At 32.6% G+C, this 21892-nt stretch carries 12 protein-coding genes; 7 read left to right on the plus strand and 5 right to left on the minus strand.

Going from position 1 to position 21892, the window contains the following annotated elements:
• Positions 1-25: 25 nt before the first annotated feature.
• Both ABJI11_RS18005 and ABJI11_RS18010 read right to left on the minus strand, forming a co-directional pair.
• Positions 26-1090, minus strand: coding sequence for a FecR family protein (locus ABJI11_RS18005; protein WP_348355481.1), 1065 nt, complete (start codon positions 1088-1090; stop codon positions 26-28).
• Positions 1091-1194: 104 nt separating this feature from the next.
• Entirely contained in the window at positions 1195-1836 is a 642-nt protein-coding gene (locus tag ABJI11_RS18010) for a sigma-70 family RNA polymerase sigma factor (protein WP_348355484.1), read from the minus strand.
• Positions 1837-2481: 645 nt separating this feature from the next.
• Here ABJI11_RS18010 and ABJI11_RS18015 point away from each other — a divergent pair.
• From ABJI11_RS18015 to ABJI11_RS18035, 5 genes are all read left to right on the plus strand, one after another.
• The gene (locus tag ABJI11_RS18015) at positions 2482-3519 is read left to right on the plus strand and encodes a substrate-binding domain-containing protein (protein ID WP_348355486.1); all 1038 of its coding nucleotides are present in this window, start codon (positions 2482-2484) and stop codon (positions 3517-3519) included.
• A 175-nt stretch (positions 3520-3694) separates the two neighbouring features.
• Entirely contained in the window at positions 3695-6748 is a 3054-nt protein-coding gene (locus ABJI11_RS18020) for a SusC/RagA family TonB-linked outer membrane protein (protein WP_348355489.1), read from the plus strand.
• A gap of 28 nt (positions 6749-6776) precedes the next feature.
• Positions 6777-8336, plus strand: a complete 1560-nt coding sequence (locus tag ABJI11_RS18025) for a SusD/RagB family nutrient-binding outer membrane lipoprotein (protein WP_348355492.1) — start codon at positions 6777-6779, stop codon at positions 8334-8336.
• A gap of 105 nt (positions 8337-8441) precedes the next feature.
• The gene (locus ABJI11_RS18030; protein WP_348355495.1) at positions 8442-11735 is read left to right on the plus strand and encodes a VCBS repeat-containing protein; all 3294 of its coding nucleotides are present in this window, start codon (positions 8442-8444) and stop codon (positions 11733-11735) included.
• Positions 11735-14851, plus strand: coding sequence for a DUF5107 domain-containing protein (locus tag ABJI11_RS18035; RefSeq protein ID WP_348355498.1), 3117 nt, complete (start codon positions 11735-11737; stop codon positions 14849-14851). The genes ABJI11_RS18030 and ABJI11_RS18035 overlap by 1 nt, the downstream gene beginning before the upstream one ends.
• Positions 14852-15258: 407 nt before the next feature.
• Here the strand turns inward: ABJI11_RS18035 and ABJI11_RS18040 are convergent, their stop codons facing one another.
• On the minus strand, positions 15259-16038 hold the full coding sequence (locus ABJI11_RS18040; protein ID WP_348355501.1) for a DUF481 domain-containing protein: 780 nt from the start codon (positions 16036-16038) through the stop codon (positions 15259-15261).
• A gap of 140 nt (positions 16039-16178) precedes the next feature.
• Complete coding sequence (locus tag ABJI11_RS18045) at positions 16179-19772, minus strand: metallophosphatase (protein WP_348355504.1); 3594 nt, start codon at positions 19770-19772, stop codon at positions 16179-16181.
• Positions 19773-19935: 163 nt separating this feature from the next.
• On the opposite strand from ABJI11_RS18045, the gene ABJI11_RS18050 reads away from it, so the two are divergent.
• Together ABJI11_RS18050 and ABJI11_RS18055 are read left to right on the plus strand one after the other, a co-directional pair.
• Entirely contained in the window at positions 19936-20454 is a 519-nt protein-coding gene (locus ABJI11_RS18050; RefSeq protein WP_348355507.1) for an NUDIX hydrolase, read from the plus strand.
• A 55-nt stretch (positions 20455-20509) separates the two neighbouring features.
• Positions 20510-21112: a hypothetical protein gene (locus ABJI11_RS18055; protein ID WP_348355509.1), complete on the plus strand. Its 603-nt coding sequence runs from the start codon at positions 20510-20512 to the stop codon at positions 21110-21112.
• A gap of 71 nt (positions 21113-21183) precedes the next feature.
• Here ABJI11_RS18055 and ABJI11_RS18060 read toward each other — a convergent pair.
• On the minus strand, positions 21184-21892 hold a 709-nt coding region (locus tag ABJI11_RS18060), incomplete at its 5' end, for a TerB family tellurite resistance protein (RefSeq protein ID WP_348355511.1).

Consider the following 21892-nt stretch of genomic DNA (forward strand, 5'->3'; position numbering starts at 1 on the left):
GTTTTCAGTTCATTGGCGACGGGTATTACTTGATTAATATTTGATTTTCAGTTTGTATATATTCCATATTTGTACTTTCCTTAATACTATTTATTACAGAAAGAATATCTTCATTTAAATCTAAATATCCTGAAAAAGTCTCAGTTGCAAGATTCTCATTTTCTATTGTGATTTCTATATTATAGTAGCGCGAGATACGCTTCATAATAAATTGAAGATCATTATTCTTAAAAATTAAAACTCCTTCTTTCCAAGAAAAATAATTATCAACATTTACTTTTTCAGATACTATACTTTTAGATTTTTTATTAAAACTTGCCTTAGTACCAGGCGTAATCTTCATTTTATCTGAGTGAGAAGAAGTATGATTTATATCTTTAAAATTAATTTGAACACTACCACTCTTTAATACAGTATTAGTTGTCTTTTCATCAGGATAATTAGTTACACCGAACACCGTCCCCAAAACTTCAACCACCTGATAGTCAGAAACCACGTAAAATGGCTTTTTCTTGTTATGTGTTACTTCAAAAATTGCTTCACCAACAATATAGACCTCTCTTTTATCATCAGCAAAAGCTATAGGGTACACCAATTTAGAGCCTGAGTTAAGCCATACTTTAGTACCATCTGACAGTGTAAGATCAGAACGTTTACCATATGGCACAGTTAAAGTATTAAAAACTGCTTTCTTATTTTTTGTTGTTTTTTGATTTACTACTTCATTAGAACCAATAGTAACATTTTCACCAGTATTAGAATAATTTACAGATGCTACGTCTTCTTTTATTTTTAAGCTATTGCCTTCACCTAAAGTAAGTACAACTTCTCCTGATTTTAAATCACTATCATTGGTATTGGAACTATTTACAAAATCTGTAATTGAACTTTCTACTTTAGCATTGTTATAATAATAAAACGATAAACCTATACAACCTATAAAACATGCCGCTGCTAAAGCTGTATACCAATAGTTTCTTTTACGAGTATTCTTTTGATGAATTGTATTGAAAATCCTTTTTTTCAAGACTGAAGTCTCTTCTTCAGTCATAGATGAAAAATTGATATTTTTAGGATTTATTTTTTCCATAGTTAAGTCATGATTTAATGATTTGGTTTATTAAATACCTAATCATAGTACTCTAAAATAATAAGTAAGAAAATGTATTTTTATAGACAGTTTTTACGAGATATTTATCTCAAAGCTTTCAATGCCCTATACACTATAGTCCTAGCAGTCTGTACAGAAACGTCCATTATTTCAGAGATTTCTTCGTAACTCTTATCTTGATTAAATCTTAAGAAAAGACCTTTTCTTTGTTTTTTAGTCAATGACTCTAGCGCGTTTGCTAATACCATACGCTTCTCGGTCATTCTTTCCTTTTTTATTATTTCTTCTTCACAAGAGGTAGTGTAATTTCTAGCTTGTTGATTTAGGGAATACTGATATTCTTCTGTAACCGAAATTGTTTTAGTAGTGTACTTTCGATTTATTTTTCTTTTTAAACTTCTAAATAAATAATATTTTACATTATCTGTCATTGATAAGTTTTCTCTGTACTTATATAAGTCAACGAACAAATCATGAATGCAATCCATCACATACGTTCTGTCTTTGGTACAATTGATCCCGTAGCTAAATAAGCAGTCTATATAAATATTGTATAAATCACCAAGAGCAGCCTCATCACCATCAATTAGCTTTTGCCAAATTACAGTCTCCGTATTTTTTACGACAAAAACTTTTTGAGTTCCTGATTTAGGAATTTCTTCAGATGCCGAATCTATTCCAAAATCGGAATTTACAGCCAAACTATGTTCGTTACGCTTTTGCATCTATTAATAGAGTTTAATGGAATTATCAACAATCCCTTTCTATTCTAAGCAATCAATTTAGGTTTTATAGACATTATTGAGAAAAATTTAATGATTTATAGCATATCATTAATAATATGGTATTCGTAATTTGTTATTCACGATCAAGATACCTTTAAATTTTCATTATGATAAATATTTCTTAACAATACAAAAAGTAAAAAACAATTTTACCGGAATAAGCTACTCACTTATCATCTACATTTATAATCTATAAATTGTTTAGTATTGTCTTACTTGAAAAAAAGATAAAATAGATAGTATATTTTTTTAATACAATTAAAAACAACAAAGAAAAGAATTATAGTATTCTTGTACCATGTGCTGCTCCACTTGTTATTATATTTTAGATTAACAAACATCACATAATCACTGTGTAGATTGTACATTAAGTAATTACAGCTAAAAAATTCGATCAATATTCTTGATTTTTTAATTTAAATAAATCTGAAAATCTTTTGTTTTTGGCAAGTAATAAAATTAATTAGTAAAATTAAATACTTGTTGATTTGGGTATTTATACTATATTGAAAATTAGTGTAGAAAATATCCTCACTAATAAATTTCAATACACTAAACCAATAATTACAGTTTCTACTTTATATAATGACGCAAAAAAAAATGACCATTAAAGATATTGCCAAACTAGCTGGTGTATCTAAAGGTACTGTAGATAGAGTATTACATAAAAGGGGAAAAGTTTCTAAAAAAGCATTAGAGAAAGTAGAGAAAGTTTTAAAAGAAATTGAATATCAACCAAATCCTATAGCTAGGAATCTTAAAGAAAATAAGGTTTATAGAATTTCTATTTTAATACCAGATTACGAAATAGATATTTTTTGGCAACCAGCTCATGAAGGCATCAAAGAAGCAGAGAAAGAATTTGGACCATTTGGCGTACTAGTAGAAAAATTTATATACAACCCGTTTCAAAAAGAAGATTTTCATCAAAAATCTATTGAAGCTATAAGTGTTTCTCCCAATTTACTTTTAATAATTCCCCTATTTGAAAAAGATTTTTTTTTAATAAGTAAAACGTGTAAAAAGAAAAATATAAAAGTTGCACTCTTCAACAATCATATAAAATCTAAAAATGCTGAAAGTTATGTTGGCCAAGATTTAATGCAGAGCGGAAGAATAGCAGCAGATTTAATTTATAAAACCTCAAAATTAAAATGTGATATAGGCATTGTACATATCAATTTAGAACCACACCTACTACTAAAAGAAAAAGGTTTTAAAAATTACTTTACAGAAAAAAATAGCAGTTTTCGTATTTTAGAATCGATAAACTTCGAAATGAACAACCCAACTAAATTCGTTAATGACATTACCACATATTTAAAAGAACATCCCAATTTAGGTGCTTTATTTATTACGAACTCCCATGTTCATGAAGTTGCTGAAATTGTTTCAAAAATTAATAAAGATTGTGCTATTATTGGTTATGATTTAATCCCTGAAAATGTCACCTACTTAAAAAAGGGGAAAATTAACTTTCTTATTCACCAAAGACCCAAAGAACAGGCATATCTAAGCATAAGCTACTATGCCGAATACTTCTTGTTTGGTAAAAAGGTTCCCCTTAGCAATCTACTTCCTATAGATATTATTACCAGCGAAAATGTAGATTATTATTTATAACTAATCAATTACTATAGAATATTCATCTTTTTAGCATAAAATAAACACAATCCTAAAATTACAGTGTGTTCGAGCACATTTTAACGTTAATCTACTCGGACATTAGATAATTAAGTTTACATTCACATAACTTTAAGAGAATATTTAGAACCAAAATCTTTTTAAATTTAACATTATGATGAAAAAAATTTTCATGTTCTTCGTACTAATTATCGGGGCATTCCCCGTTTTAGCACAAGACAAAATGGTGACTGGTGTAGTCACCGATGCTAACAACGGAGTGCCTCTACCAGGAGTAAATGTTTTGGTACAAGGAACTACGAATGGTACACAAACCGATTTTGATGGTATTTACACTATCAGCGCTTCTGAAGGTGATGTATTAGTGTTTTCATATATAGGCACAAAAACACAAAACATTACAATAGGTACTTCTAATACTATAGACATTGCCATGTCAGAAGACGCTAGTCAACTAGACGAAGTTGTTGTAACGGCATTAGGTATTAAAAGACAAAAAAAATCTTTAACCTATGCTACCCAAGGTGTTGATACTAAAAGTATTGATGAAGCAAGACCACAGCAAGATTTGGTAAATAGTTTACAAGGTAAAGTAGCTGGTTTATCTATACAAACATCAGGTAGTGGTGTTAGTGGGTCATCAAAAGTAGTATTAAGAGGTAACCGTTCTATTGCTGGTAGTAGCCAAGCTTTATATATTGTAGATGGTGTACCTTTAGGAGGAGACATCTCTAACTTAAGTCCAGATGATATTGCTTCTATAAATGTTTTAAAGGGAGCAAATGCAGCTGCACTTTATGGTGCAAGAGCTAACAATGGAGCCATTCTTATTACTACAAAAACAGGAACCAGCGATGTTACTACAATTGATTTTAGTACTACAGTTACTGCTAATACAGGTAATATTATGTATGACTACCAAAATGAATATGGTCAAGGTAGTGCCGGTGTGTTTAACCCAACGTCTACAGGTTCTTGGGGACCAAGTTTTGATGGGTCTTCTGTAGTAAACTGGTCTCCTAGTCCAGATATCACACAGAGCTTACCTTATACATCACAGTCAAACAATGTTAATGACTTTATGCAAACAGGAATTAATATTGCCAATAACGTTTCTATTAGAACAGGTAACGAGAAAGTAAGAACATTTTTTGGTTATACTAATGAAAATAGAGAAGGTATTATTGCTGGTAATGAATTAGCAAGACATAATGTTACCTTAAAAATAGATAACAAAATGTTCGATGATAAAATTGAACTAAGTGCCAAGGTAAATTACATTAGAACCGAAACAGACAACATCTTAGATACCGGCGAAGCCTTTACCAATCCATGGAGACATGCTTATAGGTTGCCAAGAAACATACGTACTGTTGATGCAAAAGTATTTGAATATACTGCAACAGATGGTAACGTATTACAAAACTACTGGAAACCAGGTGATAATGGTGGCGCCAATCCTTATTGGACTATAAACCGTAACCTTAATGAAAGTGTTAATGATAGAGTTATTGGTTATGCTTCGTTAAAATATAATTTTAATGACAACCTAAGTCTAATGGTACGTACTGCTGTAGATAACAGTACAACATTTAGAGAAGATAGAGATTACAATGATTCTTATATAGTAGCAGATAATGGTGATTATGAAACAACAAATACTATCTCTATTGAATGGAACTCAGATTTCTTATTAAGTTATAACAAAGAAATTAACGACGATTTCAATTTCAACATAAACTTAGGTGGTAATAGCCGTATGGCTGAAGACAAATATGTTTTCACAGATAACCAAGGTTTAAACGCCCCAAACATTTTTGCCATAAGTAATGCATTGACATTAACAGCAGAACAAGATTTTAACAAAGAAAAAGTAAATTCTCTTTATACTTTTGGGCAAGTTGGTTATAAAGATGCTTTATTTTTAGACTTAACATATAGAAGCGATTGGAGTTCTACTCTACCTTTTGAAAATAATAGATTTGATTATTACTCAGCTGGTTTAAGTGCTGTTATTTCTGATATGTTCACAATGCCAGAGCCTATTTCATACCTAAAATTTAGAGGTTCTTATGCAGAAGTTGGTAACGACACTAACCCTTACGCAATTTTCCGTACAGCAAATACCGTAGCTGGTGGTTTTGTTCAATTAGAAGCTTCTCAACCAAATACAGATTTAAAACCAGAGCGTACACAATCATTAGAATTTGGTGTTGATGCGCGTTTTTTCAATAATCGTTTAGGCTTAGACTTTACATACTATAAGAGTAATAGTATTGACCAATTATTTCCAGTAAGTGTTGACCCGGCATTTGGGTTTAGTACTAGGTTCGTAAATGGTGGAGATATTCAAAATAAAGGTATTGAAGCTATCTTAACAGGTACACCAGTACAGACTAATGATTTTAGTTGGAATGTTTCTGTAAACTTTAGTAAAAACGATAGTGAAGTACTACGCTTAGCTAATGATTTAGAATCTTTGGTACTAGAAGCAGGCAACCCTTTCTTTAGACAATTTGAATTAAATGTTGGTGACCCATGGGGTAATATGTATTCAAGAGGTTTTGTAAGAGATGACCAAGGTAGAGTTTTAGTAAATGATGATGGAACACCACAAGTAACAGATGGTAAAGATGTATTAATTGGCAACTACAATCCAGATTGGTTAGGTGGTATTAGCAACTCTTTCCGTTACAAAAACCTTAGTTTAAGTTTCTTAATTGATATTCGCCAAGGGGGTGTTGTAGGATCACTTACCAATGCAATTTTAGCTTCAGACGGTGCTTTACAAGCTACAACAATAGGACGTGATGGTACTTTGGTTTTCGGTGATAATGTATTTAGTGGATTAGAAGTAGTGAAGTCTGATGGTTCTACCAATGATATACAATTAGATGCTGAAACATTTTGGTCTGCTATTGGTGGTAGAAATGCACCAGTGGGTGAAGCATTCGTTGAAGATGCATCTAACATTAGAATGAGAGAAATTACCTTAGGTTATAGCTTACCTTCCTCTCTAATAGATAAAACTCCTTTTAGAAATATAAAACTAACCTTAGTAGGTAGAAACCTTTTCTTTATTTATAACAATGCGAGTATAGATCCAGAGGTTATTACAGATCCTTCTCTATCCAGCTCTGATGGTTATGAATCTTTTTCACCACCTACTACAAGAAGTTTAGGTCTAAATCTAAAGTTCGGATTTTAAAAAATTGTACATCTAAAATATGAAAATCATGAAAAATATAAGTTTATTCCTTGGTCTGGTCTTGCTTCTAGCAGGCTGTACCGGTGATTTTGAGGAAACAAATACAGACCCGTTGTCTTTTGCTATACCAGCAATTGAAGAAAGTGAATTATTACAAGGTCAAGCTTTTGCACAAGCACAGTATACAACTATGTTTGGTGAAGATTGGAGATTTCAAATTGGCGAAAATCTTTTTGCTGATATCTGGTGTCAGTATTATGCAACCACAGCATCAGGTTTTGATTCGGACCGATACGTACAAGTAGGTGGCTGGGCCGATTTGGCTTGGACTTCTTTTTATGAAGAGTCTTTACCGCAAATAATTTTAGTAGAAGATGCTACTGAGGCTACAGGTAATGTAGTAGGTAATGCAATGATTAAAATATGGAAAGTAAATGCTTTTCATAGAATTACAGATTACTGGGGACCAATTCCATATTTAGAAGTTGGTAATACAGAATTAGAAGCCATACCTTATGATTCTCAAGAGGATATTTACAGAAGTTTCTTTGTAACTCTTGATGAAGCCGTTGATCAATTAAATGCCAATTTAGATCAAGTTGCTTTTACTAGTGGCGACCGTACTTATGGTGGTGACCCAGCAAAATGGCTAACCTTCGCAAATAGCCTTCGTCTACGTTTAGCTTTAAGAGTTAAATATGTGGATCCGGTATTAGCGAAGACTGAAGCTGAAAAAGCTGTAGCTGCAGGTGTATTTATGACAAATGACGAGAATGCATACGTATCTGTAGATGAGATAAACAGAAACCCATTGGAGACTATTACAGACTGGGGAGAATTTAGAATGAGTGCAACTATGGAAAGTATTTTAGAAGGATACGAAGATCCACGTTTACCACAATACTTTGCTCCTGCGATAGAAGGTGATAGCGATGGCGATGGTAGTTCTTATGAAGGGTTGTTGAACGGACAAACTAAAGTTTCATTAGAGACTAGCAAAAATGATAGTCATTCTGACCTTGCTACTAAATATATCGACGTTGCCTTGGGTGGTGAAAATCCTCCAATAGAAGTATTAACCGCTGCAGAAGTATACTTTTTACGTGCAGAAGGTGCCTTAGAAGGTTGGGCAATGGGCGGCAGCGCAGAAGAGCTTTACGGTTTAGGAATTACAACTTCTATGGAGCATAGAGAAGTTGGTGATGCTACATCTATTGCTGCATATATAGCTAGTACCAATACACCAATAGCTTTTGAAGCAGGTGCAGAACCGGTAGCTAATATACCTGTAGCATTTGGTACAGATCCAGAAATACAATTAGAGCAAATTATTACCCAAAAATGGTTAGCCTTATACCCTAATGGTTGGGAAGCTTGGGCAGAACTTAGAAGAACAGGTTACCCAAAACAATATGCTCGTGTACAATCAGAAAATGCTGATGTTGCTGCAGATGAAATTATGAGAAGAATGGTTTATGTTTCTTCGCAATTTGATACAAACTTTGAATCTGTATCAACAGCTATTAATGGTACAGAACTTAACGGAGCTGATAATAATAACACCAAACTTTGGTGGGATAAAAAATAATCTTCCTCGGATTTTTTTTCAAAAAGCACCAACTTAAACATTGGTGCTTTTTTTTACTATTTTTTTCACACTATCTTAGAAGAGATCACCAAATTTTTTATATCAATGTATAGGTTATTTTCTTTCCTTATTTTACTCATTCTAGTCTTTTCATGTTCCACACAAGAAGAAAAGCTTTTTACCAAATTAGAAGCTAATGTCACAGGTATAAAGTTCAAGAATATTCTAAAAGAAACAGAAGCATTCAATGTTTTAGAATATGGTTATTTATATAATGGCGGCGGCGTATCAGTTGGTGATTTAAACAATGATGGTTTACAAGATATTTACTTTACCGGTAATATGGTTGGCAGTAGATTGTATATAAATAAAGGGAATTTTGAATTTGATGAAGTAGCAGAAAAAGCAGGAGTCTTTGCAGAAGGCCTTTGGAATACAGGCACAACAATGGCAGATGTAAATGGTGACGGATTGCTGGACATTTATGTATGTAGGTCTGCGGCACCTAGTCCTAAAATGCGTCAAAATTTATTATTTATAAATAATGGCGATTTAACTTTTACAGAAAGTGCTTCAAAATACGGACTAGCCAATTCTGGTTATTCCACACAAGCTTCTTTCTTTGACTATGATAAGGATGGAGATTTAGATGCTTACATCCTTAATCACTCCACACAAGAATATGCTGGTTTTGGGCAAATTACAGCATCATTAAAGAGTAAAAACAACCCTGCCTTTTCAGATAAATTATACCGAAATGACAACGGAATATTTAAAGACGTAAGTACTGATGCCGGTCTTATCTCTAATGTATTGGGTTTCGGATTAGGTCTAGCAATTTCTGACATTAATAATGACGGCTGGTCAGATATTTATGTATCTAACGATTACAATGAACAAGATTACCTGTATATCAATAATAAAAACGGCACCTTTTCAGAAAGCCTTCAGAAATATATTGGGCATACCTCATTGTTTTCAATGGGTTCAGATATTGCTGATATTAATAATGATGGTTATATGGATATTATAACTTTAGATATGCTCCCTGAAGGTAATTACCGTCAAAAAATGGTTTCAGGACCAGATAATTATGACAAATACCAACTACTAGTCAACTCTGGTTTTTACAACCAAACCATGCGTAATATGCTTCAACTAAATAACAACGGAGAATCCTTTTCAGAAATAGGTCAATTTTCTGGCATATCAAATACCGATTGGAGTTGGGCTTCACTTTTTGCAGATTTAGATAATGACGGTTACAAAGATGTTTTTATCACAAATGGATACAAAAGAGATTACACCAATATGGACTTCATAAATTTTGCTGTCCAAGAAAAATTAAAAGAGAATAAAACAGGAAAGCAAACAGTAATCATGGAGTTACTGGAAAATTCTCCTGCTACAATTGAAGAAAATTACACGTATCATAACAATGGAGACCTAACTTTTTCAAAAGTAAATTCGGCATGGGGATTAGATAACAAATCACTTTCTAACGGAGCAGCATATGCAGATTTAGATAATGACGGTGATCTAGATTTAATCGTTAATAATATAGAAGAAGAAGCTTTTATTTATCGAAATAATAGTGAAACGTTAAAAGAGCATAATTACCTAAGAATACAATTAAAAGGTAAAGGTTTAAATACATTTGGTATTGGTTCAAAAATATCCATAACTACAAATGACCAAGTTTTGGTTCAAGAAACCATGCCTACAAGAGGTTATCAATCTTCAGTAGATAATACGGTTGTCTTTGGTTTAGGAAAAAATGACACTATACAGAAGCTAACAATTATTTGGCCAGATTTTAAAGTACAAACACTGCAGAACATACCTAGCAACCAAACCATTAAACTACAACAAATTGATGCACAAAAACCCATTGCAATTGGTGAAACAGATGCTATAAAATATTTTGTTGATACATCAATAGATAGTCTAATTCCTTTTAAACATCAAGAAAACAATTTTATAGATTTTAAAACAGAACAATTATTACCTCATAAACTTTCTACTCAAGGTCCTAAAATGGCAAAAGGAGATGTAAATGGTGATAATCTAGAAGATTTGTTTATTGCTGGTGCCAAAGGGCAAAGCGGACAAATATTAATACAACAAAATAATGGTGAATTTAGTATTGCCCTATCCGATTTAGTAGATGACGCAATATCAGAAGATACAAATGCGCTCTTTTTTGATGCTGATAATGATAAAGATTTAGATTTATACGTAGTTAGTGGTGGTAATGAATTTGAACAGAATGCCACGGAATTACAAGATAGACTGTACCTAAATAATGGTAAAGGTAAATTTACAAAATTGAGCAATGCATTACCAAACATGAAAACAAGCGGTGCTGTAGTCCGTGCTAACGATGTTGACAATGATGGAGATTTAGACTTGTTCGTTGGTGGAAGATTAGTACCTGGCAAATACCCAACAGCTCCAAAAAGTTATCTACTACAAAATGATGGTAAAGGTCATTTTACAGATGTTACAACGTCTATAAATGAAGAATTAAATCATTTAGGAATGATTACAGATGCCTTATGGAGCGATTTTAGTGGAGATGGTATTGAAGATTTAATCATAGTTGGTGAGTTTATGTCTATTCGTTTGTTCGAAAATAAAAGTGGCAAACTAACCGAAATCAAAAACTCAACACTAAATAATACAAAAGGATGGTGGAATACTATTAAGTCTGGTGATTTCGACAATGATGGTGACACAGATTATATCGTCGGTAATTTTGGTTTAAACTCCCAATTAAAAGCTTCTGAAGCAGAACCCGTTCAGCTGTATGTCAAAGATTTTGATAAAAACGGTTCACTAGACCCTATATTAACTTCATACATTCAAGGGGAAAGCTATCCTGTTTTCTCGAGGGATGATTTAATTGGTCAACTCAGCTATTTAAAAGGAAAATACATTAATTACTCAGATTATGCTGACCAAAAAATTGCAGATATTTTCACTGCAGAAGAATTAAAGAACACCAATATACTAGAAGCCAATTACTTTGCTAGTAGTTATATAGAAAATCTTGGTGAAAATAATTTTAAAATAACGCCCCTACCCGCTTCTACCCAATTTGCTCCTATCTACGGTATTCTTATAGATGACTTTAATGAAGATGGCAATTTAGATGTACTTATGGCTGGCAACTTTTTTGGCACTAGAGTAAAATATGGCAGGTATGATGCCAATAAAGGCAGCTTTCTTTTAGGCGATGGAAAAGGAGATTTTAAAGCTATTGACCAAAAGAAAAGTGGACTCAATATAGATGGTGAAGTAAGGGATATTAAAGCCATCATTAACGCGGACAAAGAACCAATTATCATATTTTCAAGAAACAATCAAATTCCTAAAACGTATAAACTTAATTTTTAATGCGAACACAAATTCAGATTATCTTAGTATTATTGATTAGTGGGCTTTATAGTTCTACCACGGCACAATCTATCTCAATTAAAGAAGAAATACTATCATTGGAAACCTATGGTTTTAGTGAACCTAACCCTGTACCCATATCGGCTGAAAACCCGAAAATAATTCCCTATTTTAAATTTGAAAGGTATGAGCATACATCTAAAAAGCAAGAGTGGAAAGTTGTAACCTTAGAAAATGATTATATAAAAGTACAAATACTTCCAGAAATTGGTGGTAAAATTTGGGGTGCTATTGAAAAGAGTACAGGAGAGGAATTTTTATATAAAAATGAAGTAATAAAATTTAGAAATATTGCCATGCGAGGTCCTTGGACTTCTGGTGGTATTGAGTTTAATTTTGGTATCATTGGTCACCACCCTTCAACAGCAACTCCAGTAGATTATATAACTAAAACTAATTTAGATGGTAGTGTCAGTTGTATTGTAAGCAATATAGATTTACCATCAAATACAAAATGGACCGTAGAGATTAAGTTAGAAAAAGATAAAGCGTATTTTGAAACCAATGCATCTTGGTACAATGCTTCTCCACTAACTACATCTTATTATAATTGGATGACCGGGGCAGCTAAAGCAAGTAATGACTTAGAATTTTTCATTCCTGGCAATAAGCATTTAGAACATAATGGAAATTCACATTCATGGCCAATAGATAAAGAAAAGCACAACCTAGCCATGTACAATGAAAATAAATTTGGCTCTTCTAAATCTTATCATATTGTAGGTGAGTTTGATGATTTTTTTGGCGGATATTATCATGATACAGAATTTGGTTTTGGACATTGGTCTTTATATGAAGAAATGCCAGGGCAAAAACTTTGGTTATGGGCATTATCTAGATCTGGCGGAATTTGGGAAGATTTATTAACTGATACCGATGGGCAATATATTGAATTTCAAGCAGGAAGACTTTTTGACCAATACCAACCTACTAATGCCGTTAACCCAATTAGTCAAGTAGGTTTCGACCCCTATATGATGGACAAATGGAGCGAAATTTGGTTTCCATTTAAGCAAATTGGCGGTATGGTTGATGCTTCACCAGAAGGTGTTTTAAATGTAGAAACAGTAGATGGAGAAACCTATATAAAAGTAAATGCTTTACAAAATTTAGACACTAAAATTCAAATTTTTAATGGTCAAGAAACCATTATAGAAACACTGAATTTAAAGCCCATGGAAATTTATTCTAAAAAAATAGTGACTACAACACAGGCAGATATCGAAGTATCTGTATTGGGTACTGAGTTAGAATATAAGCCTATAAACAAGCCGAAGGATATAAAAAGACCTTTTTTCTCTGACAAGGATTTAAATGTTTCTGAAACAGAAAAATTACTTTTTGCAGGTATCGAAGCTATAGAATACCGTGAATATAAAAAGGCAGAAGAACACCTTAAAAACTTACTTAACATTGACCCTTCGCATAGCGTTGCCTTAACCAAATTGGCGGAACTAGAATACCGAAAAAGTAATTATAATGATGCATTAACATATGCAAACACCGTTTTAAAAATGGACACCTATAATGCAAGTGCTAACTACATGGCAGGTATAGCATATAGAGCAAATAATGATACTGTTAATGCATTAGAATCTTTAGGGTGGGCAGCTCGCGATATTAAATTCAGGTCGGTATCTTATGCACAAATAGCCGAGTTATATTTAGCTAACAAACAACTAACACGTGCTGAAACCTACGCACAGAAAGCCTTAGATTTTAATACGTATAACGTGAACGCAAGAGAAGTATTATTACTTGCCGCAAACGCAAAAAATGACAGTAAAGCTCTTGGTAAGACAAAAGAGGACTTATTACATATAGACCCATTAAACTATCTTGTTGCTCTTGAAAACAAAAGTTCAAATACAATTGTTAATGATTTGAATATACAAAATGAATTTAAAGAAGAATCTTTTTTAACTATTGCACTACGTTACAAAGAGCTGGGTTTTGACCAAAAAGCAATTGAAGCTCTATCTATGAGTAAAGAAACCGTAAAAAATCAATTGTGGTTGGCTTTTTTAAAAAAAGTTACAAGTCCTCATGAAAGTGAAGTTTTGTTAAGTTCAGCGATTAATAAGCAAGTTGATTTTGTATTCCCTTATCGCAGAGAAACTATTCCTGTTCTTAAATGGGCTAGCGCCAAAAATGATAATTGGAAACTAAAATATTACTTAGCTCAAAACTATATTGCAGTAGGCTTAAAGAGCAAAGGTATTACTATCCTAGAAAAATTAAAAAATACACCCAACTCCTCTATTTTTTATCAATTTAGAGCTAAACTTCTGCAATCCAAGTTAGCTGAAAACTCAAAAAAAATAGCTATTACTGATTTACAAAGAGCGTTAGATTTACAACCAAATAATTGGAAGATTTGGGAAGAAAATATTCTGCTATATCAAAATATTGGAGATTTTGAAAAAGCCTATAATCTTTCTAAAAAAGCAACTAAGGAATTCCCTAAAAACTATAACATAGCTTTGGCACATGCCAAATCTTTATTAAGCTTAGAACAATACAGCGAAGTAGCAATAATACTCGAAAATATTAATGTACTTCCTTTTGAGCTAGCTAATGAAAGTAGAAAAATTTATGAAAAAACATACCAAGCACTAGCCTTAAGTGCTATTTTAAAAAAGAATTATATCGAAGCAAAAGCCATATTAGAAAAAGCTAAACAATGGCCTGAAAATATTGGTGTAGGCAAACCATACTCACCAGATGAAAGAATTACAGATTATTTACTTGCAATAACACTTAATAAGCTTAACGAAACAGTCAAAAGTAAAGCACTATTAAACTCAACTGTTACGTATACTAAAAGCCACTATACAAGAAATACTACAAACCATCTGGCAGGCTTATTAGCTGCTAAACAGCTTCACCTTAACAAGAAGGAACTTGAGAACTTAATAAATAAAACAGATGGCGTACTTAGTAAAATAGCTATTGCTATTTTCAACAATGATACGGATGCTGTAGACATACTTAGGGCTCAAAAAAACATATCAGAATTAGAGCTAGAGCAACTAAGGTTATTAAGTAAACTTTAAATAAGAAAACCTTCTATAGCCATTCTTAAAAATAAGCACTTTTTAAACAAATTATTAATGCTGTTCAATACTAACAACATCTATTTATGAAAAAAATAACTGAGCATAACAAGAATTATATAGAAGATGAAAGGAGTACATCAGGTCGTTAAATTAGTTTAGAGAGCAACAAAGTTTGTTTGCACCTATTTTAAATACTTGAATAGTGAAAGAAGAATGTATAAATAACTTTTACAGCACTAGTCCTTTAGATAAATAACGCACTAGTGTTGCTGCTTTTAAAGATGGTGACGATTATTTTTTAAAATAATCGTTGATTTAAACAAAGGAGCAAATTGAGGCCTAAATCTTCGCTATGCAATCTGCATAATTTTAACACATATTAAATAATCAATTCTTATACTGAACTACAAATCTAAAGTAAACCCAAAGCTCACATTAGAAGACCGGTTGTCTTCTAGATCAGAGTTAAAATTAATTACAGCATAGTTATAGAGCGCAGAAAAACTGATTCTTTTGGTGAGTGGCATTTGAGCCTTAAACTGACTTAGTATTCTATGATTGCTTATATTATCATATAACGGTTGAAAGTATAATGTACCCGTAATATCTAAATTAACTTTTTTGAAATTTTGATTTAGGGACAGATAACTGCTATTTCTATGATTATAAAATTTCTGATCGGTCGTTGCCACAGATTCAATTTCATAGATATATGAATTTCCTAAATAGGCAAGAGTACCAGATTTATCGAAAATTTTAAGACGTAAGCCCACCCCTAAAAGATTTCTATCTGAAATGGTTAAGTTCTCATTACTTTGATTTTGCACAAAAGCTTCAAAACGAACAACATCTGTTATTTTCTGATTAAAACGAGCATGTAAAAAATAAGAATTTTGAAAATCTTCATCCTTTGATCTTATTAAGCTCAAATTACCTATCAAAAAATATATACTCTTTAGATTCTTGGACTTAAATTGAGTAGCAACATTAGATTTTACCTGCAGAATATATTCCCCATTGTTATCGGTATAATTAAAAAGCAAGTCGCTATTCAAAACAAACCTCAACGAATCTGTATGCATTCGTTTAGATTCTATATTAACTAATTGAGCATTAGCAGAAATACTCATAAAACTTATAGAAACAATAAAAATGGATAAAATAAAACGTAAAATAAACTTCATAAAATATTTTAGAAATAGCCTTTCAAATACTCTTAATTCAGCTGTCACAAAATTATTGCAAAATCTTTTCTAAGAGAAGACTATTTCAAGTCTATTTTAACAAGATTTAAAAGTTTAGCTTACTTCTAGAATTGATGTAATTAGAAATTAAAACCTAAACTAAATACCAAACGATTTCCGTCATCACCATGATACAATCCTAAATTACCGGTAAGTGCACTAAATCCAGAAATCCACACAGACCCGCCATAATCGTTATGCCATTTTGAAGAATTATCATTATCTGACCAAACACGCCCGTAATCAAACCCGGCACTAACTCCCATTTGTATAGGAATAAAATTAGTTCTAAAACGGGTTATTCCTACCCTAAGGTCCGTACTTTGATAAAATGATGATTTACCATTAAATCGTTCGTTTCTATAAGCGCGTAAACTAGTGTTACCCCCTATTACCGATCCATGATAAAATTCATAATCATCACCAAAAATTGCTTTACCGGCCACTTTGGTTGCCAGCACCGCTATACCACTAGGGTGCAATGGGTATGTCAATGCCAAAGAAGGTGCTACATATGCAAATCTATTATCATAACCATTAACTGCAGTGGTATAACCAGCAGCTACATCTGCAGACATTGCTCTATTAGGAAAAGCGGGATCGTTTTCATTCTTATAACCGTAGCCTAATTCACCCGTTACATATAACTGTTGCTCATACACATCATTGTCAGCTGCAAATACTTGCCCAACCAACCTTTCATCATCATTTGAAACATCAAAAGACTCTAAAGATGATTTTAAGTAATAACTACTGCTCGCATTTCTTCGGATTAGATAAGGAGAGATATTCCATTGTCTAATACGCACCCTATTATAATCGCGATCCTGATCTCTATCATATTGAGAATCATTACCAGAACCAAAATAATTCATAGTAAAATTAGGACTAGCGTATCTAGCATCAAATCCTAAATTCCATTTATAAAATACATTAGCAAATTCTGCATTATACTCTAATGCAAAGCCATTGGTAGCAAAATAATATTCTGCACCTATGGTATGCTGAGACTTAAATGGGTTATTGGCAAGACCATATGTAGTAAAACGGTCTTTAAGTCCTATTCTAAAACCGGTGTCACCATCATAACCAACACTTGGAAAAACAATATTCTCATTATACTTTCTTTTTTGATAGTCATAAGTATTAATATCATAAGAATCCGTTAGCCATTTTTTCGAACTTTTATTTACAATAGTGTTCTTCTTACTCTTATAATCATACAATTTTACTTTCTTCGTATTCTCAAAATCATAAGTATCATTTTTCTTGCCTCCAATAATCCTCACATTAATAAAATCGGACCCTTCTCCCTCCACTTTAAAGGAATCTTGACCATTAAGCCCATATATCCAAATTTCCTTAGTTTGGTCTTTGTAATATGTGTTATTAAAAATTAGGGTGTCATGAGCAATGGTTATTTCTGTTTCCCCATTATTCTTTCTCGTTATTAAAAAATTATCATCGTCCTCAGTACCTAATATCACTTCAAAATTATTCAAGTATTCATAATACTCTTTCGCAATTTGCTCTAACTTATCTCTTCTTGATTTTAAATTCTCTTTTATGGTTACTATACTATTGTCTTGCGCAACTTTAGGTAAAGAACTAAAAGCGGCTTCTATCTCGTCGTCAGATAAATGCTCTTGAATAAATTTTACTTCATCTTTCCAATCTGCCCACTTCGCTGTCTTCATAAATGTCTTATCTAATGGATATCCAGAAAGATTGAACCACTTAACGTTCTTTACATCAGCATCATAAGATTCCATTTTTCGTAGCAGTGGAAATGTAAATTTCAGCAAACCGATAATAGTACCATCATACTTAGGAAAAGCCTGATCCCAATCTCGTGGTATTGGTTCGTATCTTTTTTTACCATCCTCTGTTTTAAATTGCGCCCAACGCCATTGATCTTGATGACGATCCCAGTTGCCCACCAACATATCAAACAAACGAGCACGAATAAAACTTGGTTCATCTACATAAGAATCTTTGGTCTCCATTAGCTCTAAACGAAGATCCGTAGTACTAATAATATCATCTGGGTTACCAAAGGTCTCAAAATCTTTATTTTCGTCACCGGCATGTTCTTCTAACATAAATAGGGCATTACCGTAATCTTCATTATAAATACCTAAACCTTTCTGTTTAGGTACATAATATATTTCAGGATTTGCATGCAATACATCTAGGCTTTCAGACAGATCGTTCATGGCAAATTGTGCGTAAGGATGTGCAGTAGTATAAAAATCCATTAAATAGCGTTGAGCTACAGTATTTTTAAGGTAATCCTCTACATAATGATTATCAATTGCATTAGTTTGTAGAAAACGTAGTGCACTCTTGCGCAGCGCCCTCAATGTATATTCATGTTCATTATCATCTATAAGTCTTAAAGATCTTGACTGGGTTCCCCCGCCCTCTGATATTGGTCTTACGTTATCTGGTAACTCATCTATTTGTAAAATAGGCGCCACAATTTCCTTACTGTATAAGTTTCTATAGTGATCGCCCCAAAACCATTTATAAAATCCGCTTTTATTCGTTTCTTCTTCGGTATAAATAGCAGCTTTTGCAGTTGTAGCTCCAGTTTTTTCAGGGTAAGAAACCTCATCAATAGATAAACGCTCTCTTTTAATCTCTTTAGTAAAGACCGTTTTAGATTCATTATTTATTTCCACAAGTTCTACTACAGAACTACCATCTTTATAAATACTTAATTTAGCATACCCATTTGACTCAGATTCAAAATGGTCATCTTTTGAAGCTCTTGCTCTTTCTGTTTTACCCACCGCTCCACTTATAATTTGCGGAATGCCGTCATCTTCTAAATATTGTAAATTTCTGTCTTTACCAGAAACGAAAATAACATCGTTAAATTGGCTAGCAATAGTTTCCATTCTACCACGTAAATTTCTATTCTCTTTATTTTGATAAGATTGAGGTGTAAAGCCGCCCATTTTATCTACTACAGAAATCTTAGAATTACTCATTACGGGTTGGTATACGGCAACAATGACAGTTTTCCCTTGACTATCCTTTAAATCATCTTTAAACTCTGCCAGAAATTGGTCTCTTGTCTTGTGTTCACATTTTTGATTTATATAAGGGTGATCATCCCAATCTTCAAGAAACCACTGAGAATCTACCATTTCAAGGACAACATCATCATTTATAGTTTCTCGTTCAATAGGGCAGCCATCGTTAGGCCAAAATTTTGCCTTGCTATTATCTTGCAAAAAAGATTCTAGATCATCAATACTTTGTGGTGCTCCCGTTTGCCATTCATTCTGTCCTGGAGTTATAATTACATTGCCATTAAAATTATCCCATATGCTCATCAAAGGTTTTAAATAGTTCTTTGCTATACCTTGCTCTTCATCCTTTTCTGAAAATCCTTTTTTATTTACAGTATTGCCCAGTAATAATAGAGTGGCATTTTCATCATTCTTAGATGCCAAATTAATCTCTTCCAATACGCTCTGTGCATTTTCAAAAGGAACATTACCAACATTTGAAGTCATGTAAAAAGTATGGGAAACCTCTTTAGAATGTGCAGATTTTGATTCTTCTGTAGTTTGAGAAAACAGAGAACCATTTACCAAAAAAAATATAAAAATTATGATATGAATACGCATGTAGAGTGTTTGTTTGGTTGATGTACTATCCATACAAAAATACGTTGACCATGCTATGGCTCTTAACTCAAAAAGAATTTTAAGTAGCCATAAAAAACCCAGTACCGACTCCTTTTCATTTGGGCAAAAGGTTTATTATTTTTGAAGGCTGAAATAAGAATTATAAACCTACAGACCTTTAGCTTTTAAAACCTTAATGCAGCATTTAAAAACTCACTACCATCCAGATATTACTTCTTTAGATAACAAAACGATTTTTACAAGACCGGCAACCAGATGCATTACTATGTCCGGAGATACTATCTTACTACTTTATACAGAACGATATGAAGATTATAGTTTACCGGGTGGTGGCTTAGATGAAGGTGAAGATAAAATTAAAGGTATGATGCGCGAACTGAGCGAAGAAACCGGAGCTTTAGATATAAGAAACATTAAACCTTTCGGTGTTTATGAAGAATATAGACCATGGCATCAATCAGATTTTGACATTCAACATATGATTTCTTATTGCTACACCTGTGATATCAATACAGCGTTAGGCGATTCTAAAATGGAACATTATGAAATTAAAAATGGTATGATCGCTAAGTGGGTAAATATATACGAAGCTATTGCTCACAACAAGAAAACCATGCTTGAAAGTTCTAAAAAAGGAATGTCTATTGAAAGAGAAACTTTTCTATTAGAACTATTGGTAAAGCAAATGCCTTAAAAACTATTTGGCACTTTAAAATGTCGTCTATAATTAATTGAACAATATCTAATAAATGAAACTCACCTTATTAAGCTTTTTAGTCTTAAGCATAGCTACCCAATCTTTATTTGGACAAACTGACCGCCAAAAAGAAGCGGCAGAAGCATTTTATAAAAATGAAAAATTGCAGAACATTAATTCTTGGTATTGGTTGTTTGGACCTTCTAATAGTCTTGAGACTAATGAAAAATATGATATTGTAAATTGGGAATTAGAAGATGGTGGCTGGTATATAGGTCAGGGTAGCAATCAAAATTATAATGGTTATGGTATTCAACATAAGCCAAAAGAAAATACCTACGTCTTCAGTAATTGGAAAGATACTAGCCCTAATGGAATGACCTTGTCACAAGAATTAGACTATAGCTTTATGGGTACTTATAAGAATGATGAAAAAAACGGATTCGGAATTACCAAATGGTCTAACTACAAACCATTTAGTAATGAAAACTATCAAAATGTTATAAAATATATTGGCGAATATAAAGATGGTATTTGGAGCGGATACGGAATCATCTATTTTAGAGACGGCAGTTACAAATCAGGTATTTTTATTGAAAGTATATTAAGTAAAGAATTACCAAAAATTGAAGTATTAGAAGCATTAGGGTTTTGATTTATAAATGCGCGTAAATAAAAAAAGGCAGCAATATTAAATTGCTGCCTTTTTCTTCATAAACAAAGAACCTACTCAATACCTTGAGCATCGCTAATGACACGGTCAATAAAATCTGTATTTATATACAAAAGTCTTGCAATGTTATACAACACGTTGACTTCGCTATCGTCTATATGTCCGTCAGCATAAGAGATTATAGATAGATCTCTTAGAATGTTCAGTTTTTGCATTACAGAAAGTACAATATGTAGATCATGAGTAAGTTCCTGCACTTCACTGATCATTTCATCTTCTGTAAGCCCCTTAATGGTCATCATACAATTGGCAAAAATTTTAGGAGCCACAATACTACTTAAAGCTTGTATTTCAGAATCATCTACCACACCATCTGCATTAGATATTAAATAACCCCCTAAAAACATTAAACGCTGAATCTTCTCTGAATGCTCACCTTCTTCCTCTAGGTTTTCTGGCTCCATTAACGACATTATTCGTTTAATTTCTACCTCCATTGCCTCTTCGGTAATTTCACCCGTAATACTATCATTGAAAGCGGCATAAGTTTCACTCTTGTTAAATAACTCTAATGCTTTAATTCGTAATGGACTAAATGGGTGACTACTATACCAGTCTGAAGGATCATGGTTGGCATCATTTAAAACCTCCTCTAAATCTACAAACTGCTCTATATAAGAATTCAATTGAAAATCTAAAGAGTCTGTAGTTACACCAGATGATAGTTTAAAAAATGTACGCCCAACAGCTTCAAAATCTTGA

Origin of the sequence: Maribacter sp., assembly GCF_039968975.1 — a bacterium.
In the GTDB taxonomy this organism is placed as follows: domain Bacteria; phylum Bacteroidota; class Bacteroidia; order Flavobacteriales; family Flavobacteriaceae; genus Maribacter.

Excerpts from the sequence above, each read along its gene's own strand:
- ABJI11_RS18015 (WP_348355486.1), top strand. The coding sequence starts at position 2,482 with ATGACGCAAAAAAAAATGACCATTAAAGATATTGCCAAACTAGCTGGT.
- ABJI11_RS18010 (WP_348355484.1), bottom strand. The coding sequence starts at position 1,836 with ATGCAAAAGCGTAACGAACATAGTTTGGCTGTAAATTCCGATTTTGGA.
- ABJI11_RS18050 (WP_348355507.1), top strand. The coding sequence starts at position 19,936 with ATGCAGCATTTAAAAACTCACTACCATCCAGATATTACTTCTTTAGAT.
- ABJI11_RS18040 (WP_348355501.1), bottom strand. The coding sequence starts at position 16,038 with ATGAAGTTTATTTTACGTTTTATTTTATCCATTTTTATTGTTTCTATA.
- ABJI11_RS18035 (WP_348355498.1), top strand. The coding sequence starts at position 11,735 with ATGCGAACACAAATTCAGATTATCTTAGTATTATTGATTAGTGGGCTT.
- ABJI11_RS18045 (WP_348355504.1), bottom strand. The coding sequence starts at position 19,772 with ATGGATAGTACATCAACCAAACAAACACTCTACATGCGTATTCATATC.
- ABJI11_RS18055 (WP_348355509.1), top strand. The coding sequence starts at position 20,510 with ATGAAACTCACCTTATTAAGCTTTTTAGTCTTAAGCATAGCTACCCAA.
- ABJI11_RS18030 (WP_348355495.1), top strand. The coding sequence starts at position 8,442 with ATGTATAGGTTATTTTCTTTCCTTATTTTACTCATTCTAGTCTTTTCA.
- ABJI11_RS18020 (WP_348355489.1), top strand. The coding sequence starts at position 3,695 with ATGATGAAAAAAATTTTCATGTTCTTCGTACTAATTATCGGGGCATTC.
- ABJI11_RS18005 (WP_348355481.1), bottom strand. The coding sequence starts at position 1,090 with ATGGAAAAAATAAATCCTAAAAATATCAATTTTTCATCTATGACTGAA.
- ABJI11_RS18025 (WP_348355492.1), top strand. The coding sequence starts at position 6,777 with ATGAAAAATATAAGTTTATTCCTTGGTCTGGTCTTGCTTCTAGCAGGC.